22 protein-coding genes and 1 pseudogene are annotated in these 17,588 nt (G+C 69.9%); 13 read left to right on the top strand and 10 right to left on the bottom strand.

The genetic code is table 11. The features are described from left to right. Nucleotides 1–25: 25 nt before the first annotated feature. Entirely contained in the window at nucleotides 26–946 is a 921-nt protein-coding gene (locus ABFY07_RS00855) for an NAD(P)/FAD-dependent oxidoreductase (RefSeq protein ID WP_346172533.1), read from the bottom strand. Between the two features lie 114 nt (nucleotides 947–1,060). Between ABFY07_RS00855 and ABFY07_RS00850 the strand changes: the two genes are divergently transcribed. From ABFY07_RS00850 to ABFY07_RS00840, 4 genes and pseudogenes are all read left to right on the top strand, one after another. Further along, entirely contained in the window at nucleotides 1,061–2,149 is a 1,089-nt protein-coding gene (locus ABFY07_RS00850; protein WP_346172532.1) for a saccharopine dehydrogenase NADP-binding domain-containing protein, read from the top strand. Nucleotides 2,150–2,171: 22 nt separating this feature from the next. Then, nucleotides 2,172–2,264, top strand: a pseudogene (locus tag ABFY07_RS43010) (DUF1684 domain-containing protein); the annotation flags it as partial. An 89-nt stretch (nucleotides 2,265–2,353) separates the two neighbouring features. Further along, nucleotides 2,354–2,470: a putative leader peptide gene (locus ABFY07_RS00845; RefSeq protein WP_346172531.1), complete on the top strand. Its 117-nt coding sequence runs from the start codon at nucleotides 2,354–2,356 to the stop codon at nucleotides 2,468–2,470. Between the two features lie 165 nt (nucleotides 2,471–2,635). Then, nucleotides 2,636–3,790 (top strand): epoxide hydrolase family protein, encoded by a 1,155-nt coding sequence (locus ABFY07_RS00840; RefSeq protein WP_428836837.1) that lies wholly within the window; start codon nucleotides 2,636–2,638, stop codon nucleotides 3,788–3,790. A gap of 346 nt (nucleotides 3,791–4,136) precedes the next feature. Here ABFY07_RS00840 and ABFY07_RS00835 read toward each other — a convergent pair whose 3' ends face one another. Then, nucleotides 4,137–4,883: an alpha/beta fold hydrolase gene (locus ABFY07_RS00835; protein ID WP_346172529.1), complete on the bottom strand. Its 747-nt coding sequence runs from the start codon at nucleotides 4,881–4,883 to the stop codon at nucleotides 4,137–4,139. 327 nt (nucleotides 4,884–5,210) lie between these two features. Between ABFY07_RS00835 and ABFY07_RS00825 the strand changes: the two genes are divergently transcribed. Next, nucleotides 5,211–5,765 (top strand): TetR/AcrR family transcriptional regulator, encoded by a 555-nt coding sequence (locus ABFY07_RS00825; RefSeq protein WP_346172528.1) that lies wholly within the window; start codon nucleotides 5,211–5,213, stop codon nucleotides 5,763–5,765. 24 nt (nucleotides 5,766–5,789) lie between these two features. Further along, nucleotides 5,790–6,143 (top strand): hypothetical protein, encoded by a 354-nt coding sequence (locus ABFY07_RS00820; protein ID WP_346172527.1) that lies wholly within the window; start codon nucleotides 5,790–5,792, stop codon nucleotides 6,141–6,143. Between the two features lie 774 nt (nucleotides 6,144–6,917). Here the strand turns inward: ABFY07_RS00820 and ABFY07_RS00815 are convergent. Further along, nucleotides 6,918–7,565, bottom strand: coding sequence for a winged helix-turn-helix transcriptional regulator (locus tag ABFY07_RS00815; RefSeq protein ID WP_346172526.1), 648 nt, complete (start codon nucleotides 7,563–7,565; stop codon nucleotides 6,918–6,920). Nucleotides 7,566–7,674: 109 nt separating this feature from the next. Between ABFY07_RS00815 and ABFY07_RS00810 the strand changes: the two genes are divergently transcribed. Next, nucleotides 7,675–8,235, top strand: coding sequence for a dihydrofolate reductase family protein (locus tag ABFY07_RS00810; protein ID WP_346172525.1), 561 nt, complete (start codon nucleotides 7,675–7,677; stop codon nucleotides 8,233–8,235). A 45-nt stretch (nucleotides 8,236–8,280) separates the two neighbouring features. Then, the gene (locus tag ABFY07_RS00805; protein WP_346172524.1) at nucleotides 8,281–8,946 is read left to right on the top strand and encodes a DUF998 domain-containing protein; all 666 of its coding nucleotides are present in this window, start codon (nucleotides 8,281–8,283) and stop codon (nucleotides 8,944–8,946) included. A 363-nt stretch (nucleotides 8,947–9,309) separates the two neighbouring features. Here the strand turns inward: ABFY07_RS00805 and ABFY07_RS00800 are convergent, their stop codons facing one another. Then, nucleotides 9,310–9,735: a DUF4267 domain-containing protein gene (locus ABFY07_RS00800; RefSeq protein ID WP_346172523.1), complete on the bottom strand. Its 426-nt coding sequence runs from the start codon at nucleotides 9,733–9,735 to the stop codon at nucleotides 9,310–9,312. Nucleotides 9,736–9,909: 174 nt separating this feature from the next. Next, nucleotides 9,910–10,260, bottom strand: coding sequence for an antibiotic biosynthesis monooxygenase family protein (locus ABFY07_RS00795; RefSeq protein ID WP_346172522.1), 351 nt, complete (start codon nucleotides 10,258–10,260; stop codon nucleotides 9,910–9,912). 222 nt (nucleotides 10,261–10,482) lie between these two features. Between ABFY07_RS00795 and ABFY07_RS00790 the strand changes: the two genes are divergently transcribed. Further along, entirely contained in the window at nucleotides 10,483–11,064 is a 582-nt protein-coding gene (locus ABFY07_RS00790) for a TetR/AcrR family transcriptional regulator (RefSeq protein WP_076971665.1), read from the top strand. Nucleotides 11,065–11,137: 73 nt separating this feature from the next. Here the strand turns inward: ABFY07_RS00790 and ABFY07_RS00785 are convergent, their stop codons facing one another. Continuing rightward, nucleotides 11,138–11,764 (bottom strand): TetR/AcrR family transcriptional regulator, encoded by a 627-nt coding sequence (locus ABFY07_RS00785; RefSeq protein WP_346172521.1) that lies wholly within the window; start codon nucleotides 11,762–11,764, stop codon nucleotides 11,138–11,140. Nucleotides 11,765–11,984: 220 nt separating this feature from the next. Between ABFY07_RS00785 and ABFY07_RS00780 the strand changes: the two genes are divergently transcribed. From ABFY07_RS00780 to ABFY07_RS00770, 3 genes are all read left to right on the top strand, one after another. Continuing rightward, on the top strand, nucleotides 11,985–13,118 hold the full coding sequence (locus tag ABFY07_RS00780; RefSeq protein WP_346172520.1) for an FAD-dependent oxidoreductase: 1,134 nt from the start codon (nucleotides 11,985–11,987) through the stop codon (nucleotides 13,116–13,118). 90 nt (nucleotides 13,119–13,208) lie between these two features. Next, nucleotides 13,209–13,700, top strand: coding sequence for a hemerythrin domain-containing protein (locus tag ABFY07_RS00775; protein WP_346172519.1), 492 nt, complete (start codon nucleotides 13,209–13,211; stop codon nucleotides 13,698–13,700). A gap of 184 nt (nucleotides 13,701–13,884) precedes the next feature. Then, entirely contained in the window at nucleotides 13,885–14,316 is a 432-nt protein-coding gene (locus tag ABFY07_RS00770) for an ATP-binding protein (RefSeq protein ID WP_346172518.1), read from the top strand. A gap of 244 nt (nucleotides 14,317–14,560) precedes the next feature. Here the strand turns inward: ABFY07_RS00770 and ABFY07_RS00765 are convergent, their stop codons facing one another. Next, nucleotides 14,561–14,731, bottom strand: coding sequence for a hydrophobic protein (locus ABFY07_RS00765; RefSeq protein ID WP_076971670.1), 171 nt, complete (start codon nucleotides 14,729–14,731; stop codon nucleotides 14,561–14,563). A 137-nt stretch (nucleotides 14,732–14,868) separates the two neighbouring features. Here ABFY07_RS00765 and ABFY07_RS00760 point away from each other — a divergent pair, with 137 nt between their 5' ends. Beyond that, the gene (locus ABFY07_RS00760; protein ID WP_069751537.1) at nucleotides 14,869–15,042 is read left to right on the top strand and encodes a CsbD family protein; all 174 of its coding nucleotides are present in this window, start codon (nucleotides 14,869–14,871) and stop codon (nucleotides 15,040–15,042) included. 85 nt (nucleotides 15,043–15,127) lie between these two features. On the opposite strand, the gene ABFY07_RS00755 is transcribed toward ABFY07_RS00760, so the two are convergent. From ABFY07_RS00755 to ABFY07_RS00745, 3 genes are read right to left on the bottom strand one after another with little or no spacing between them, the layout of a single operon-like run. Further along, nucleotides 15,128–15,454, bottom strand: a complete 327-nt coding sequence (locus tag ABFY07_RS00755; RefSeq protein ID WP_346172517.1) for an STAS domain-containing protein — start codon at nucleotides 15,452–15,454, stop codon at nucleotides 15,128–15,130. Further along, a complete protein-coding gene (locus ABFY07_RS00750; protein WP_346172516.1) occupies nucleotides 15,451–16,743 on the bottom strand; it encodes a PP2C family protein-serine/threonine phosphatase in 1,293 nt (430 codons plus the stop codon). The genes ABFY07_RS00755 and ABFY07_RS00750 overlap by 4 nt, the downstream gene beginning before the upstream one ends. After that, nucleotides 16,743–17,546: an alpha/beta fold hydrolase gene (locus ABFY07_RS00745; RefSeq protein ID WP_346172515.1), complete on the bottom strand. Its 804-nt coding sequence runs from the start codon at nucleotides 17,544–17,546 to the stop codon at nucleotides 16,743–16,745. The genes ABFY07_RS00750 and ABFY07_RS00745 overlap by 1 nt, the downstream gene beginning before the upstream one ends. Nucleotides 17,547–17,588: the final 42 nt, after the last annotated feature.

Below are 17,588 nucleotides of genomic sequence, written 5' to 3'. Positions count from 1 at the left end.
GCTCCGGCCCCCGCCACGGGCGCCCTCAGCCGCCGAGCCCGGCGTCCTCCCGGAACAGCTCCTGGTCGATCCACACGGCGGCGCGAGCGCCGTCGGCCGCCCCGGCGATCACGAAGGTCACCGCGTCGGGCAACGCCTCCATACGGGCGGTGTCCCCGGCCGCGTACACCCCGGCGACGGAGGTCCGCTGGAACTCGTCGACCCGCACACAGCCGTCGGCCAGCAGTGTGCAACCGAGTTGCTCGGCGAGGGTGGAGTGCTGACGGGTGGGCGCCCGGTGGTACACCGCCTGGCGCTCCAGCGCCTCGCCGTCGGCGAAGACCAGCCGCAGCGCGTCCTCCTCCCCCTCGATCCGGACCAGGGGCGTCTCGCGGACCTCGATGCCGGCGGCGGCGAGCCTGCCGGCGGCCGGCTCGGGGACGGGGTGGCCGTCCGTGCAGACCACCACGTCCTCGCTGAACCGGTCCCGGACGTACAGCGCCAGCATGACCTGCGGCAGTTCCCGGCCGAGGACGGCGAGTGCCTTGCCGCGCGTCTCCCAGCCATGGCAGAACGGGCAGTGGAAGACCCCCCGCCCAAAGCGTTCGGCCAGACCCTCGATCTCGTCCACGAGGTCGACCTGACCGGTCGCCAGGATCACCTTGCGGGCCCGGTGTGTCACACCTCGGGCGAGCGTCGCCTCGAAGCCGTCGGCGGTCGGGGCCACGGAGACGACGGTGTCCTCCACCAGTTCGACGCCTGGGTAGGCCGACAGCTCCTCCCGCCCGAGCCTGCGCAGTTCCGCGGGAGAGAACCCGTCGCGGCTGAGGAACATGTGCATCTCGGCGGCAGGGGCGTTGCGCGGCCTTCCGCTGTCCACCAGCAACACCCGCCGACGCTGGCGACCCGACACCAGAGCCGCGTTCAGCCCGGCCGGGCCCCCGCCCACCACAAGCACGTCGTACATCTCGTCCTCCTCGATGAATACCCGGCATTCACCACCAGGCCTTGTCGGTAATCATTATCATTTTCATTCGTATCCGGCGACGACGTAGCCGGCGACAAGCGAAGGAACCGCGCTGTGAACAGCACCACGACGATCGGCGTGCTCGGTGGCTACGGAGCCGTCGGCAGCGCCGCGGTACGCCGCCTGCACCAAGCGGGCGTGGGCCCCCTGCTGGTGGCGGGGCGGGATCCCGCGCGCGCCGCCGGCCTGGTCCGAGCCCTCGACCCCGCGGGTCCACCCGCCGAGGCGATGGCCGCCGATCTCGACGATCCCGGTTCCCTGGACCGCTTCGCGGCCCGGTGCGGACTCGTCGTCAATTGCGCGGGCCCGTCCTACCGCGTCCTGGACAAGGTCGCCCGCGCCGCACTGCGCCGCGGCACCGACTACGTGGACGCCGCGGGCGACGATCCGGCCGCCATCCGCCTGCACACCGACTGCGGTGGGCACGACTGGCTCGCGGCCGGCCGGACGGCCGTCCTGTCAGCCGGGGCACTGCCGGGTCTCTCCGGGTTGCTGCCGCGCCACTTGGCCAAGGACGCCGGTCCCCTCCTCCGCCTCGACGCCTACCTGGGCGGCGTCTCGGCCCTCACCCCCGCCGCCGCGGGTGACGTCCTGCTCGGTCACGGCCCCGAACACGGCACCCCTGCGGCCGCCTGGCGCGATGGCGGCGTCCGCCCGCGGGCGCTCGAACCCCGCCGCGGCCTCTGTCTCGCGGCCTTCCCTCAACCGGTCAACGCCTTCCCCTTCCTCTCCACCGAGGCGGGGCGGCTGGCCCGCACACTCGCCATCGGCGAAGTCAACTGGTACACCGTCTTCGGGGGCCACCGGCTGCCCGAGGAACTGGCCACTGCCTGGGCCCTCGGCAGTACCGACCCGGCAAGCCTGGTGGCCGCCGCGGCCCAGGACGTACGACACCACGGCTCCTGGTACGGACAGCACTTCCAGCTGTGGTCCGGGTCCACGGACGGCCCGCCCGCACACTCGCTGACACTGCGCGCCGACGACTCCTACGAACTCAGCGGCTTCATGGCGGCGGCCGCGACACGAGCGCTCCTCGTGGGAGGCATACCGCCCGGAGTCCACTTCGCGGCCGACGTTCTGGACCCGCGCGAGACCGTGGCAGCGCTCTCGGCCGACCCAGCGGCACACATCGAAACCGTCTGAACCGGGCCCCACCCGTCAGGTGATGGCCACCTGCCCGCTGCCACCGTCCGAGAACCGACTGCCGGTGGCGAGCGAGGCGGGTCAGAAGACTCCGCGCGAGCGCGGCGGGTCCTGAGCCGGGCTGTCGGAGAGCCCGGCGGGAACACCGCCGATCCCCGCAAGCGCGTGGCCCCGTGGCCGGGGCCGGAGACCTGGAGGATCAGCATGCGGCACGGTGGTGACCTCGGTGCCTTCTCCGCCGTCGCCATGGTGTTCTCCCGGCTCTCGCGTCGGCGCCACATCGACCTGAAGCGCTCGGCCAGCTGCCTCTGTCAGGCCTGACCGCCCTTGCGCCGACGCTGGGGAGCAATTGGTCGGGGCGTCGCGATCGCCAGAGCACCCCAGAGCCCCGGACGTGAGGGGCCACGCGAGGTCCCACGCGGACACTGGGTGACCTCAACGGCTTCTAGCGTGATCCGGTGAGGCACACGCCTCCACACATAAGCGATCACCGTGGGGCTCATCGTGGAAATCAACCCGTTCAGCGTCGACATCCAGCAGGCGGACATCGATGACCTGCGAGAACGGCTGCGCCGGACCCGCTGGCCGGACGAGCTTCCCGACGTGGGCTGGGAATACGGTGTCGCTCTCCCCTACCTCAGGGCTCTCGTCGGCTATTGGGTCGATGAGTACGACTGGCGGGCCCATGAAGCCCGGCTCAACGAGGTGCCGCAGTTCACCACCACCATCGACGGGCAGAACGTGCACTTCCTGCACGTGCGATCCCCCGAACCGGGCGCCACGCCCTTGATCATCACCCACGGCTGGCCCAGCACAGTCAATGACTTCCTGGACATCATCGGCCCGCTCACGGACCCACGTTCCTACGGCGGCGACCCGTCCGACGCGTTCCACGTCGTCGCCCCGTCCATCCCGGGGTTCGGGTTCTCCGGGCCCACCACAGACAAGGGCTGGGGGACCAAGCGCATCGCCCGTGCCTGGGCCGAACTGATGCGACGTCTCGGCTACGACCGCTACGGAGCCCAGGGCGGGGACTTCGGCTCCATCGTCTCCCCGGAGCTCGGACGCATCGCCCCGGACCATGTCATCGGCGTCCACGTCAACGCGCTGGTCAACGCATCAACACCCGCCGACCCCCAGGAACTGGCCCTACTCTCGGACGCCGAACGCGAGCAGGCGCTGGAGAACCAGAGATGGTGGTACGGCCACTCCGGCTACGCCACCCAGATGGCGACACGACCGCAGACGGTGGCATACGCGCTCAACGACTCGCCGACCGGGCAACTGGCCTGGAACCTGGAATGGTTCGTTGACCATGATCCGACACGGACCCGGCAGCCGCTTGCCGACCGGGACGCCGTCCTCACCAACGTCACCACCCTCTGGCTCACATCCACCGCCGGCTCGGCCGCACGGCTCTACCGCGAGATCGGCGCCGACGGCTGGGGACGCCCTGCCCCCTCAGGCGTCCCGACCGGGGTGGCCAAGTTCCTCGGCGACCGAGCGATCCGGGGCCTGGCATCACTGGCGAACCACATCACCCACTGGTCGGAGTTCGACAGCGGAGGCCATTTCGCCTCCCTCCAGGCCCCCGACCTGCTGGTCGCGGACATCCGCGCGTTCTTCCGCACACTGCGCTGAACGACGCGGGGCGAGCTTGCCCCCGCTCCGCTCTGCCCTGCCCGGCGGGGCGGGGGCGGGGCAGAGCGTGGGGACGAAAACTCCTTGGGCTCGCGCGGCGTCGTTGGAGGCGGGTGCTGGTCTTCCCGCCGAGGGTGGTCCGTGGTACACGACGGCACTGTTACGGCTGTAACATACCTGCCGGTCCATGAGGCCGTTCCCCCCCCGTGCGGCCTTACGGACGCCTGGCCGCGCCCGGAGTTCTCGGCACTACCTTCCAGGACACCATCGAAACCTCCCCGCGCGAAGCGGCGGGGCAGGCACCGGGCGGTGGCGCGGCTTTCCAGGGTGGCCGCCCATGAATCGGCTATGCCTCACCATGGCCTGCGCGGCCGCGCAGAAAACGGCGGATCCGCTCGCCCGTCTCCTCAGGGCGTTCGAGATACAGCATGTGGCCCGCATCCAGCTCTGCCACGGCGAGGCGCTCGCCCAGCGTCGCCCGGCACGCCCGGACGTACTCCGGAGACACGAAGCCGGATCGCCGGGCGATCACCAGGAGCGTGGGCACGGTGGCCGGCGGAGTGAGGGCCGGTCCCGCCATCTCGGAGCACGCCGTGACGACGGCCGCGGGCTCGAAGCGCCACTGCCACCGTCCGTCGCCGCGTTGTACGAGATGCTCGGCGACCTCCTCTTCCAGGGCCGCGGCGGAGGCGGCCGGCCAGGCCGACCCCCGCTCCGCGCGTGCTTGTTCCGGGCCGGTGAAGAAGCCGGGACTCAGCGCCCGGCGGGCCTGGTCGTGCATCTGCCGGGCGGGCAGACCGACCGAGGGATCGAGCAGGACGATGCGGCCGACCCGCTCGGGGGCCGCGTGGGCCAGGCACAGCGCGATCAGCCCGCCGTACGAATGCGCGAGCAGATCCACACGGTCCAGGTCGCGGGCGTCCAGCACGGAGAGCAAGTCCGCCACGTGGGCTTCGGCGTTCCAGGGCGGGGCGTGGTCGGAGCGTCCGTGCCCGCGCAGGTCCGGCGCGATGACCGAGAAGTCGTGCAAGGACGTCTCGGCGATGCGCCGCCAGCGAGCGCCGTGCCCCTTGATTCCATGCAGTGCGAGCACTGGGGGCCCGTCAGCCGCACCGTAGTGATGGACGTACGGCGGTGTCACGCGCGCGCTCCTCCCTCGAAACCCAGTGCGTCGATGTCATGCGGTGTGGCGGATCGGCAGGAGTGGCCGAGCTCCGGGCCGAGGGCCAAGGGGTGATGAAAGTCGTCGATGAGCGGGCTCCATGCGGCCGGGTCGAGGTGAGCGGTACCGGGGGCGACTATACGGGCAGCGGCGTGCCCCTTCAGGGCGTGGGCGACACCGGGACCGGCGCCGGGGCCGGGCAGGGTTAAGGAACGAACGTTCTTGACTGGTTGTTCCTAAACTGTGTACGGTCCCTCCATGGGACGACCGAGAGGATTCGATGAGGCTGAAGTGGTCCGGTCGGCGGCGAAACTCTTCGCAGTCCGGAGCTACGACGGCACATCCGTCGACGACCTGGTGTCACACCTCGGTGTGCACCGCAACAGCCTGTACAAGACGTTCGGCAGCAAACGCGGGCTCTACCTGGCCGCGCTCACGTGGTCCCTGGATCACGAGGTGGCGGGCCTGGCGGAGCGTGTCGCCGCGGCGGGCGGCCACGCGGAAGAGACGCACGAAATCCTGGCCGACGCGGTCACCGGGCCAGCACTCGACCTGGTCCTGCTGGCCGCGGTTGAACGGGCACCGGTCGACGCCGAGGTGGCCCGCCTGGTCGGCGAGGCGTTCACCGCGCTGGACAGGGCCGTAGGCGCCGCGGACCCCGCGGCCGGCAACGGTGAGGGTGACGCCGCCGCGACTCCCGTAGCGGCCACCGCACTGCTCATCGGGCTGCGCGCACGGAGCAGGTCCGGCACGACGGACGCAGGCACCGCCCGAGCCGGCGCCGCCCTGGCACGGCTCCTCGGCCGTCCCTGACACTCTCACAGCGAAGGAAACACCATGGCACACATCAGCACCGACGACGACAACCTGATCGTGGAGATCGAGGGGCTGGACAAACTCTGGGCACTCAAGAGTCGCCTGACCATCCCGCTGGCCCACGTGCGCGGCGCCACGGCCGACCCCGGCATCCTCAAGGAGCCCAAGGGGCTCCGATCCCCTGGCACCCATGTCCCGGGCGTCATCACCGCCGGCACGTTTCACATCGACGGCGAACGGATCTTCTGGGACGTCCGCGACCCGGCCAAGGCGGTGGTCATCCAACTGGCCGACGAGCGATACGCCCGCCTCGTGGTCCAGGTTCCGGATCCCCGCGCGACGGTGTCGCTCATTGAAGACGCCCTGTCCGGCTGACCTCGGCTCAAGGAACCACCGGCGTCGGCGTTGTCCGGGATGGAGCAGCGGATGCCACTCCCCTCTTTTCAGGTGAGGAACGGGATCCGCCGCTCCACCGACGCTGGAGGATCCGGACCTGGTGTACCGCGGGGTCTCCTGGGCGCAGCTCGGTCGGTAGTGGTCCTTGGCGACAACCGTGCCCCGATCACGCGCTCACGGTCCTGTTCCCGCCGCCCGCATGGGGCTTATCGGCGACCGCGCAGCTTCCGGACCAGTTTTTGTGCCTGAGCGCGGCGGCGCGGATCGGCGGCGGTCCGTCGCACCTGTTCGATTGTTCGCCGGCCCTGCGGGCTCCTCGCGAACTGCTTGATGCGTTCGACAACTCCAGCCATGACGCTCCTTCCATCGTCGTGCTCTGCTTCTTCTGAGCCACTGGCTGGGTTCTCGGCTACCCGGTGACCGGCCGTCCATCCTCTTCCGCTCAAGGACCCGCCCGGCCGTCGCCTGAGGACCTTGACCGCAGCCAGTCCAGGTCCTCCCACCGGAACGGCCCACCGAAGATCGGCAACGTGCGCACCACCGTCTCGGTGGGCCGTGACGCCCCACGGTGGCCACGAGGGACGGGCGGCGCGGCAGGCGACAGCGCTCGCGGGGCGAGCGCGCCGCCGGGTCGGGTGGGCGGGTTTCGCGACGCCTCCGGGAGCCCATGCCGACAGGCGCACGCCGTCGCGCTCTACGGTGCGTGCGGACCAGGTCACGCGTGCCTTCTTCCGGAGCCGGCGGAGGTGCAGGTCAGAAGCGGAACATCTCGGCGAATCGGCCGAGAAGCGCGGGATCGCCCTCGATGCGCACGCTGCCTTCAGCGACTACTTCGTCGGGGGTCCTACTGCCGCTCATCAGATCGCGGACCGGGTGGCCGGAAAGGCGCTCGATGACGAGGTCGGGCGCAGGGTGCGCACCGAGGCCGACGGTCAGTGCGCCGTGGGTGATCTGCAGGTGGATGGTGAACTCGCCCATGCGGACCTCGAATCCGGCGGTGAGGTCCTGGGCCTGTTCGTGCCGGTAGGTGGTGCGGAACGACATGGCCACTGATTCAGCGGTGATGGCTTCGCCAGGGCGGGGCTCCGCCATCGTCCGGGCTCCCCAACGGCCCAGCGCGATGAGCGCCGGTTCGAGATCCCGCCCGTAGTCGGTGAGTTCATAGACGACCGCGCGTTCGGGGTGCGGCAGCGCGCGACGGGTGGCCAGTCCTGCCTCTTCGAGTTGCTTGAGCCGGGTCGACAGGATGTTGGTCGGGATGGCGGGCAGGCCCCTGCGCAGGTCCGTGTACCGCTGGGGGCCATTGAGCAGGTTGCGGATGATGAGGACGGCCCAGCGTTCGCCGACCATCTCCATCGCGCGGGCCAGGCCGCAGAACTGTCCGTACTCCCGAGTCGCCATGGTGCAAATCCTAACCCGAGATGCGGTTGACAAAGTTCACTTGCAAAAGACAAGCTCACTTCTAGATCGACTGTGAGCAGTTCACAGGGAACTTTCGAGGAGTGATCGCATGACCGCACACCGCAGGATCGTGGCAGGGCTGTTCGTCTCCATGGACGGCGTGGTGGAGGCACCGGAGAAGTGGGGCATGTCCTACAACACCGGCGAGGCCGCCGAAGCGGTGACACGGCTGTTCGACGATGCCGACACCGCCCTGCTGGGCCGCGGCACCTACCAGATATGGAGCTCGTTCTTCCCGCACATCACCAGCGAGCAGGTGCCCACCGCCGACTGGCTGAACGCCGCACCGAAGTACGTCGTCTCCTCCAGCCTCACCGAGGTCGGCCAGTGGCAGGGCAGCCGCCTGATCACGGGGGACGACATCGCCGGCCAGATCCAGGCCCTCAAGCGGCAGTCCGGCGGCAACGTCAACGTCGGCGGCAGCATCACCCTCGTCCAATGGCTCATGAGAAACGGCCTGCTGGACGACCTCTACCTGCAGATCGCCCCCGTCATCGCCGGCACCGGCCGCACCCTCGCCGACGGCGAACAGATCCCCATGCACCTCCAGGCCACACGCGCCTTCGACAACGGCGTCGTCGAAGCCCACTACACCCCCCAGCCGCGCTGACCCCACCCGACCTCCCCCGCCCTGATGACCAGGAGAGACCTCCGCATGGCCCAGACGCCCCACCCCCCGGCCGCCCTCACCGCCGCCCCCGCCCGTCCCGCGCCGCGGCTCCTGCCGGCCGCCGGCATCGCCGCGGGACCGCTCTTCCTCACGGCGGGCCTCGCGCAGGGCCTGTCCCGGGACGGATTCGACTTCACCCGCAACGCCCTCAGCCAGCTCAGCCTCGGTGACCTCGGCTGGATCCAGGTCGCCGTCTTCCTCCTCACCGGAGCGCTCGTCCTCGGCGGAGCGGTCGCGATACGCCGGGCTCTGCGCGATACGCCCGGCGGCACCTGGGCGCCCCGCCTGCTCGGTGTGTTCGGCGCCTCGTTCCTGCTCGCCGGGATCTTCCACGCCGACCCGGGAGCCGGATTCCCCGCCGGCACCCCCGAAGACCGGGTCGCCTCGCTGAGCGCACACGGCACTGTCCACATGTTGGCCGGCACGGTCGGCTACCTCGCGCTGTGCGCCGCGTTCCTCGTGCTCGCCCGACACTTCACCGCCCGCCGTCAAGCCGGCTGGGCCCTCACCGCCCGTCTCACGCCGGTCGCGGTCCTCGCCGGATTCGCCGCCTCCGCGACCACCGTCGCGGCCTTCACCGCCGGAGCGGGACTCGGCCTGCTCGTACTCAGCGCCATCACCGCCCGCCTGACCTCCCCCGCCCGCCCGTAGCGGCCCCGCTGATCGCTCAACTCCCACTCGTCGGCCCCGCCGCCATCACCCTGTGGTGAATCGATTGAGCTCTTCACGCCGTGGTGGGCTCACCCGGCGTCCGAAGAGCTGACCGCGTGCGAAGCGCTCCGGCCCGGACCCGGACGACGAGGGGGCGACTCCCGAGCCACCGCTGCCGACCCCGCGGCCTACGAAGTCACCGCGGCGGTCGGCCGGAGAAACATCCTCGGCGCGCGAGATCGCCCCAGGACAGCGGTGCCGGGGCGCCGGGGCCCCCGCGTTGCCCACCACCAGGCCGAGCCCCGGCGAGCAGCGGCCGGCGTCGCCCGTAGCGGTCCGCCCGGGCCACCTCGGGCCGATGGATCAGGCGGGCTGCGGGGCGGGCATCGCCGGCGCGGCCGCGACCGTGCGGGTCTCGCGCATCATCAGCAGGCCGTTGACCACCATCAGCGTCGCGGTCAGGCCGTGGACGCCGAGGGCGGTGGCCACGGAGCCGTGGTGGGCCAGCACGGTGGTCATGTCGCCGTACGCGGCGAGGGCCTCCACCAGCAACGCCCAGCCCAGCGCCCGGCGGTGACCGGTCACCAGCAGGATGCCCAGGACCAGGGCCAGGACGACGTCGCGAATTCCCTTGATGATCAGGAAGCCTCCGCCGTCGCCGGACGGCGAGCTCGGCAGGCCGAAGCCCGGCGCCGTCGTCGCCGGGCTCAGGATGAACTCCGACCCGAACCAGAGGATGAAGAGGATGAAGGCGGCGGCCAGGACGGTGTTGATCTTCTTCAGCGACATTGTTCTTCTCCTTGCGGGTCTTCGTGAGCTTGGTGAGCGTGGTGAGTTGTATGGGGTCTGGTCAGGCGGCGCTGCCCGGTGATCGGCGGCCCTGCGACCCGGCATGGCGCATGGATGCGTGACGGAGGAGGGCGGGGCTTCTCCGGCTGCCCTCCCCCGGCTACAGCCGCTGTGTCATACGTCGATCTGCTCGAAGATGTGCGGGTACGACACGACGTCGTCGGGGAACTCGGCAGCCATGCGCTGGAACTCCGGGCTGCCGAACGCCGCGGCGAGAGCCTCGGTCGACTCCCAGACCGCGACGTTCATCAGAAGTTGACTGGCCGCCGTTCCCTTGTGCATCCGCAGGGAGACGAATCCCGGCTGAGCCTTCATGAACTCCGCCTGCCTCCGGAAGAGGGCCAGGAACGCTTCGGTCTTCTCCCGCGGGACGACGAAGGTGTTGGCCAGGACGATGGGCCCGGTCTCCTCCTTGAACTGCGCGAACATCGGCGTATTCGGGTCCAGGCTCTGCAGCTTGGCCATCTTCGGTACTTCCTCTCGCTGTCGGTTGGGCCCACGGCACCGCGGCCGGCCACCGCCGTACCGGATCCGGCGACGCCGGCCGGCCATCACGACGCATCGCTGATGCCGGCGTCCGACGACTGCGGCCTCGCCAAGAGGCCAACGCTTGTTGGTCAACGCTTGTTGGCAAACGTAGAGCCGCGCCCGTCGACTGTCAACACGCGTTGGCCTACACTCGTTGGCATGACCGGTACCACGGAGAACCAGCAGGCCGCACGGCGTTCCGACGCGACCCGCGCCACGATCCTCGCCGCGGCCCGCGAGCGGTTCGCGGCGGACGGCTACGAGAAGGCGACCATCCGGGCCATCGCGCGCGACGCGAAGATCGACCCCTCGATGGTGATGCGCTACTACGGCAGCAAGGCGGACCTGTTCGCGGCGGCCGTCTCGATCGACCCCGGGCTGCCCAGCCTGCCCGTCGAACCGCGCGAGGCGATCGGCCGTACGCTGGTGGGCCACTTCCTCACCCTGTGGGAGGAGAACGAGGAGCTCACCGCGCTGATGCGGGTCGGCGCCACCGACCCGGCCGCCGCCGATCGCATGCAGAGCGTGCTGCGCGAGCAGTTGATCCCGCTGGCCCGCCGGGTGGGCCCCGAGCCGGAGCAGGCGCCCATGCGGGCGGCACTGTGCTCCTCTACCGTGCTGGGGCTCGCGCTGACGCGCTACGTGCTGCGGTTCCCGGCGAGCGTGGCGCTCACCCCCGAGGAGATCGTGGACTGGCTCGGACCCACGGTCCAGCGGTATCTCACCGCACCCACGCCCTGAAGAACGCGCCCCGTGAATTCGGCGCCCTGAGCCCGGCCCTCAAGGCCCTCGTGCGCTTCAGCAGTGCGCTTGCTCACGCTTCCGTCTGGGCGAGTGCGCTCCAGCCGTGTTCCAGGAGGTCGAAGGCCCGGACGATGGCCTGACGGGGGTTGTCGTGGCCGTAGGCCGCGCGGGGGGCTTCGAGGGCGAAGTGGGCCAGGGCGGTGCAGGCGGGGTCGCCTGCGGCGAGGCCGCTCTCCTCGGCGATGGCCTGGGCGAGTGCGGTGGTGTGGCGCAGCCACATCTTCTGAGCGTAGTCGCGCAGCGCGGGCGTGTCGGCCACCAGGTTGGTGAAGGCGGTGAAGCGGGCGTCGACGTCGGCGGAGGCCAGCCGTGCGGTCAGGGCGTGTTCGCGGAGCGCGGCGGGGATGGACTGACCCTGGGGCCGCTCGCGGACGGCGGCGAGCAGCCGGGTCTCCTGCTCGGCGTCCTCGTCGAAGACGAGGGCTTCCTTGACCGGGAAGTGCTTGAACAGCGTGGTGGTGGACACGTCGGCGGCGTCCGCGATCTCGCGAATGCCGACCGCGTCGTATCCGCGCTCCAGGAACAGGTGCAGTGCGGCGTCGGCGATGGCCTGGCGGGTGGCGGCCTTCTTGCGCTCGCGGCGCCCCATCGGCGCAGAAGGGGAATCTGCCGCGGTGTCGCTCGTCGTGCTGCGCATACCGACACCCTACCTCTCTGATTGACCAACTTCAAAAGTTGAGTTGTTGCACTTATTGAGTTGGTGTGTTTTTCTGGAGCGGCCGCCGCGAGGCACTGCCCCGGCCTCCCTTCTTCTCGACGAGACCCCGCCATCCCGCCGACTCAGCGGTCACGGCGGTCACAGCGGTCCAGCGGTCACAGCGGTCACGCCACTGCTACACAAACGAACGGAGCACACCGTGAACACCCCTCCCGCACCCCGCATCGCCATCATCGGCGCCGGCCCCGGCGGCCTGACCTGTGCCCGGATCCTCCAGCGGCACGGCATCACCGCCGCCGTTTACGACGGCGACGCCGGCCCCGACGCCCGTAACCAGGGCGGCACCCTCGACCTGCACGCCGACAACGGCCAGATCGCCCTGCGCGAAGCCGGCCTCCTGGAGGAGTTCTTCCGACTCGCCCGCCCCGAGGGCCAGGAGATGCGTCAAATGGACCCGGCCGGCACGATGCTCGTCCACCACGTCCCCGAGCAGGACGAGCGGTTCAAACCGGAAATCGACCGCGGCCAGCTGTGCGACCTCCTGCTCGACTCGCTTCGGCCCGGCACCGTGCGCTGGGACCACACCCTGCGGACCATCAGCGGCCCCGCGGAAGGCCCTCGGCAGCTGCACTTCGCCAACGGCACCACCGTCGAATGCGACCTCGTCATCGGCGCCGACGGCGCGTGGTCCAAGGTCCGCCGCGCCGTCTCCCAGGCCACGCCCCAGTACAGCGGTGTGAGCTTCCTGGAAGCCTGGTTCCACGATGTCGCGACCCGGCACCCCGACATCGCCGAGCTCGTCGGCCAGGGCAGCGCCGCCGCAGCCGACGGCGACCGCGGCTTGTTCGCCCAGCGCAACAGCGGCGAACACATCCGCGTCTACATCATCCAGCGCGTCCCGGTCGACTGGATCACCGCCAGCGGCCTCACCATCCAGGACACCAGCGGCATCCGCGCCCACCTCCTGGAGCGCTACCGCGACTGGTCACCCCGCCTGCGCCGGCTGATCACCGACAACGACGGCCTCTACGTGGACCGCCCGATCTTCGCCCTGCCCGTCCCCCACACCTGGGAGCACAACCCCACGGTGACCCTGCTCGGCGACGCAGCCCACCTCATGCCCCCGCTGGGCGTCGGCGTCAACCTCGCCATGCTGGACGCCTGCGAACTCGCCCTCGCCCTCGCACACCATGACACCGTCGACCAAGCCGTCCACGCCTACGAGAAGACCATGCTTCCCCGCTCCACGGAGACGGCCCAGCTCCTCGACGGCGCCGCCAACCACCTGCTGTCCACCGAACTGCCCGACTTCGCCACCGCCGACAACCGCTGACCATGGCTGCGCAGCGCGGGGGCCATCAATGCGGGTGGTGGGGGTAGGCGATGGTGCCCAAACCGTTTCGCACGAAAGTGGTGCCCTGCCATGGCCGAGACCCAGGACGTCGTCGAGCTCATCCTCCAGGACCACCGACGCATGGAGGAACTGTTCCGCCTGATGCGCAGCGTGGAAGCCGACCGGGTCGCCGCGCTCCGGGAGTTCGCGGACCTGCTGATCGCACACGCGCTGGCCGAGGAGGCGAAGGTCTATCCGGCGCTGAAGAGGTACAAGAACATCGACGACGAAGAGGTCGAACACGGCGAGCACGAGCATGACGAGGGCAACAGGGCCCTCCTGGACCTCCTGGAGGTGGAGGAGGTCGGTTCCGAGGAGTGGGACGCCAAGCTGGAGGACCTGGTGGAGGCCGTCACCCACCACGCCGATGAGGAGGAGCGCACCATCCTCAACGGTGCCCGCGAGAACGTGGGGATGGAGCGGCGTGAGAAGTTGGGAGTGGCGTTCCGGGAAGAGCGCGAGCGTCAGCTCAAGGCCGGCTGCGGATCGGTCGGCAACGTGCGCCGCATCGTCGAGTCCTGAACGCGCCCCGGCGCGGGGCTTCCCTCGCCGGGCTCGGGGCCCCGGCCCCGAGCCCGGCCGCCGACCTCACCCTCGATGCCGGGCGGAACTGGTTCTTTCGGTCTGCGCACCGCCGGCTCACGTTAGGGCCGCTGTGTACCGGGCAGACGAGAAAAACGTCCGTGGAACGGCTGAAGGAGAGACCATGGCGGAGGACTCATCCCTGAGGGCTGTCGGATGGGCGCGTTCGTTGCCGATCAGCGCCGGGGTGCGGGCGGCCAGGGAATGGACGCGGACGCATATGGCCACACTCGGCTGGGACCGGACAGCGTCGGATCTGGTGGACTCGGTCGTGCTGGCCGTGTCGGAGCTGGTCACCAACGCCCATCTCCACGCCGGCAGTGCCGCGCAGCTCATCCTCACCTGGGACGAGGAATGTCTGCATGTGACGGTGCATGACGCCTCAACGCGGCTGCCCCAGCAACGCCACGCGGATGACGGTGCTCTCGGGGGGCGCGGGCTGCTCCTGGTCGACGCCCTCGCCGATGACTGGGAGGTCCGCCGTTGCCCCCGCGGCAAAGATGTCACCGCCTGCTTCCAACCGCCTACGCCAACGCGGCCCACGCAGGCGACATGAGTGAGGGCAGGGGCCTGGCCGGAGGTCGCACGGGTTTTTTTCAGCGCGTACCCATTCCGCATCGCGTGCCCATTCCGCATCTGACCGGACCGCAACTACCGTTTTCCTTTTGAGCCTCTTTCTGAGGCTCTTTCCTTGTGTGCATCGTCACTTGTGTGCATCGTCAGGCGTCGGGCGAGCCTGTACACGCCCGTAGGGCCTGGCCGGTTCGGCCAGGCCCTACGTAAGGGGTGTGCAGGTCAGGTCACCATCGGTACCAGCGGCTGCGGCCACCGCCGGCGCTCGTGGAGCGCAGGACGAAGCCGAGCAGCCATACCACCAGGACGGCGAGGGCCACCCACCAAAGGACCTTGACGGCGAACCCGACACCGAAAAGGACGAGCGCGAGAAGCAGAACGAGCAGTACGGGAACCATATCTATCGACCTCCTCAGTCGCCGTATGCCCCGCGGCCGCTCTCTCATTCCACAGCTGTTGCTTGTTTGTGCGGGGAGAGCCGGGGCACACGTGATTACAGAGAAAGCGGCACCGAAGCAATGAGGAGGCGCATTCCATGACTGCCGGCGAGAAGGCCAAGGCGAAGACCGAGCAGGCCAAGGGCAAGGCCAAGGAGGCTGCGGGAAGCGCCGTCGGGAATGATCGCATGGCCGCCGAAGGACAGGCGGAAAAGAGCACGGGCGATGCCCGTGAGGCCAAGGAAAAGGCCAAGGACGCGTTCAAGCACTGACGTTGTCTTTTTCCTCGAAGGGCCTTCCCGTTTGTCTCGGGAAGGCCCTTTCGGGGTTTCTCGGCGGAAGCGGTTGCCACCGCGGTCACTCAGCGCTTCCGGGGTGGATGGGGAAGATCTGGTCGAGGCCGACGATGCGCAGGGTGCGCAGGGTGTGGGCGGGTACGGCGGCGAGCGCGATGTCCGCTTGGGCGGCCTGGGCGTGGTGGTAGGCGGCGATGAGGGCGCTGAGGCCGCTGGAGTCACAGAACTCCATGCCGCCCAGGTCCAGGATGAGGCGCTGGCCCGGGCGGAGGGGGATGGTGGGGATCAGTTCGCGCAGTTCAGTGGCGTTGTCGTAGTCGAGTTCGCCGAAAATCTCCAGAACGGGACCGGTGGCAGCGTCTCGGGTGGTGATCTTCAGTGGGCTCATGGTCTGCTTCTCGTCTGAGGGTTGGGGGCCGGGACGCCGAGGGCGAGCAGTGCGGTGTCGTCGTCGAGGCCGTCACCGAAGCTGTGCAGCAGGCCGGTCAGGGCCTGGATCACCGCGGGTGGGGGCTGGCCGGCGTGGTCGGCGGCGAAGGCGAGCAGGGCCTCGTCGCCGTACAGGCTGGTGCGGTCCTCGCCGGTGCGGGCTTCGGTGATGCCGTCGGTGTAGAGGAGGAGCATGTCGCCGGGGGTGAGCACGGTCGTGGCGGCGGTGAAGCGCGCGGAGGCGAGGATGCCGACGAGGAGGCCACCGGGGGTGGGCAGGAAGTCGGCCGTGCCGTCGGCACGCACGGTGATGACCGGAGGGTGTCCGCCCGAGGCCAGATGGACGGCGACCTCCCCGGTGTCGGGCTCGGGCTCGAGGGTGCCGAAGACCGCGGTGCAGTAACGCGGGTCACCGCCGGCGGCGTACCGCTCGTGGAGCACCTTGTTGAGGGTGGTCAGCGCGGAGACGGGGTCGGGGTCGTGCAGCGCGGCGGCGCGCAGGGTGTAGCGGGTCAGTGAGGTGACCGCGGCGGCCTGGGGGCCCTTGCCGCACACATCACCGAGGAAGAAGCCGAAGCGTTTGCCGTCGATGGGAAAGACGTCGTAGAAGTCGCCGCCGAGCCGATCGGGATGGGCGGTGTGGTAGTAGGCGGCCATCTCCACCCCGGGTACCTTCGGGAGGGTGTCCGGCAGCAGTGTCTGCTGGAGGACGGCGAGGGCGTCCTCCAGTCGGGCTCGGTCGGCCTCCGCCTGCTTGCGCGCTTCTTCGGCGGCTTTCCGGCGGCGCAGGAGTTCCTCCTCGTAGGCGCGGCGGTCCCGGGCGTCGAACACGGAGGTGCGGATCAGCATGGGCTCGCCGGTACTGCCGTACTTGATCACGGAGGAGACCAACACCGGCATCCGGCCGCCGTCCGTCTGTTTGATCTCCAGGGCGATGCCGCTGATCTCGCCCTGCATCCGCAGCAGCGGCGCGAAGTGCGTCTCGTGGTACAGCTTGCCGCCCACCGTCAGCAGGTCGGTGAACCGCATCCGGTCCACCACCGCCTCGCGCTCCCTGCCGAGCCAGGTCAGCAGCGTGGTGTTGATCTTCGCGATGGTACCGTCCATCAGGGTGGACAGGTATCCGCACGGTGCGTTCTCGTAGAGTTCCTCCGCGCTGTCCTCCAGCAGTGCGGCGAACGCCGCGTTCGGCGCGTGCTCGTCGTCGCCGGCGCCGTGCGGGTCGGGCTGCTGTCCGGTACGGCACATCACCGCAGGGCCGCCAGGAACTCCGTGATCGCCTGGTTGGTGGCCTCGGGCGCGGACAGGTGGGGGCAGTGCCCCGTCGCGTCGAGAGTGATCAGCGTCGAGCCGGGGATCGCCTGGTGGACGAAGGCGCCCACCTCCCGGGGAGCGATCACGTCCTGGGTGCACTCCAGCACGAGGGTCGGCACCCGCACGCTCTTCAGGTCGTCGCGTGAATCCGACAGGAACGTGGTCCGGGCGAAGACACGGGCCATGTCCGGGTCGGTGGCGCAGAAGCTGTTCTTCAGCTCCTCGCCGAGTTCCGGCCGGTCCGCGTTCCCCATGATCACCGGGGCCATCGCCGCCGACCAGCCCAGGTAGTTCGACTCCAGTGACGCCAGCAGCTCGTCGATGTCCTCGGCGCTGAAACCGCCGCGGTAGCCGTCCTCGTCGATGTAGCGCGGAGACGGGGCGACCATCACATGCGCCCCGATCCGCTCCGGAGCCACGCCGGCCGCCAGCACACCGATCATCGCGCTGACGGAATGGCCCACGAACACCGCGTCGCGCAGATCGAGCGCCTCGCACACCTCCACCACGTCCTGGGCGTAGCCGGTGAGTGAGCCGTACCGGTCCTCCGAGAACGCGGCCGCGTCCGAGCGGCCCGACCCGACGTAGTCGAACAGCACCACCCGGTAGTCCTCGACCAACGCAGGCAGGGTCAGCCGCCACATGTTCTGATCGCAGCCGAACCCATGAGCCAGCACCACCGCCCGCCCGTGCGGGTTGCCGGTGACGGTGACATTGTTCCTGCGAGCGATATCCATGATCGGCAGTCTCTCAGGCGCCGCCCAGGGGCCCCATCCGGC

Source organism: Streptomyces sparsogenes subsp. cuspidosporus, assembly GCF_039532705.1.
Taxonomy (GTDB): Bacteria; Actinomycetota; Actinomycetes; order Streptomycetales; family Streptomycetaceae; genus Streptomyces; species Streptomyces sparsogenes.
The sequence above is the reverse complement of the archived record's forward strand: the minus strand, read 5'-3'. Positions and strand labels throughout refer to the sequence as shown.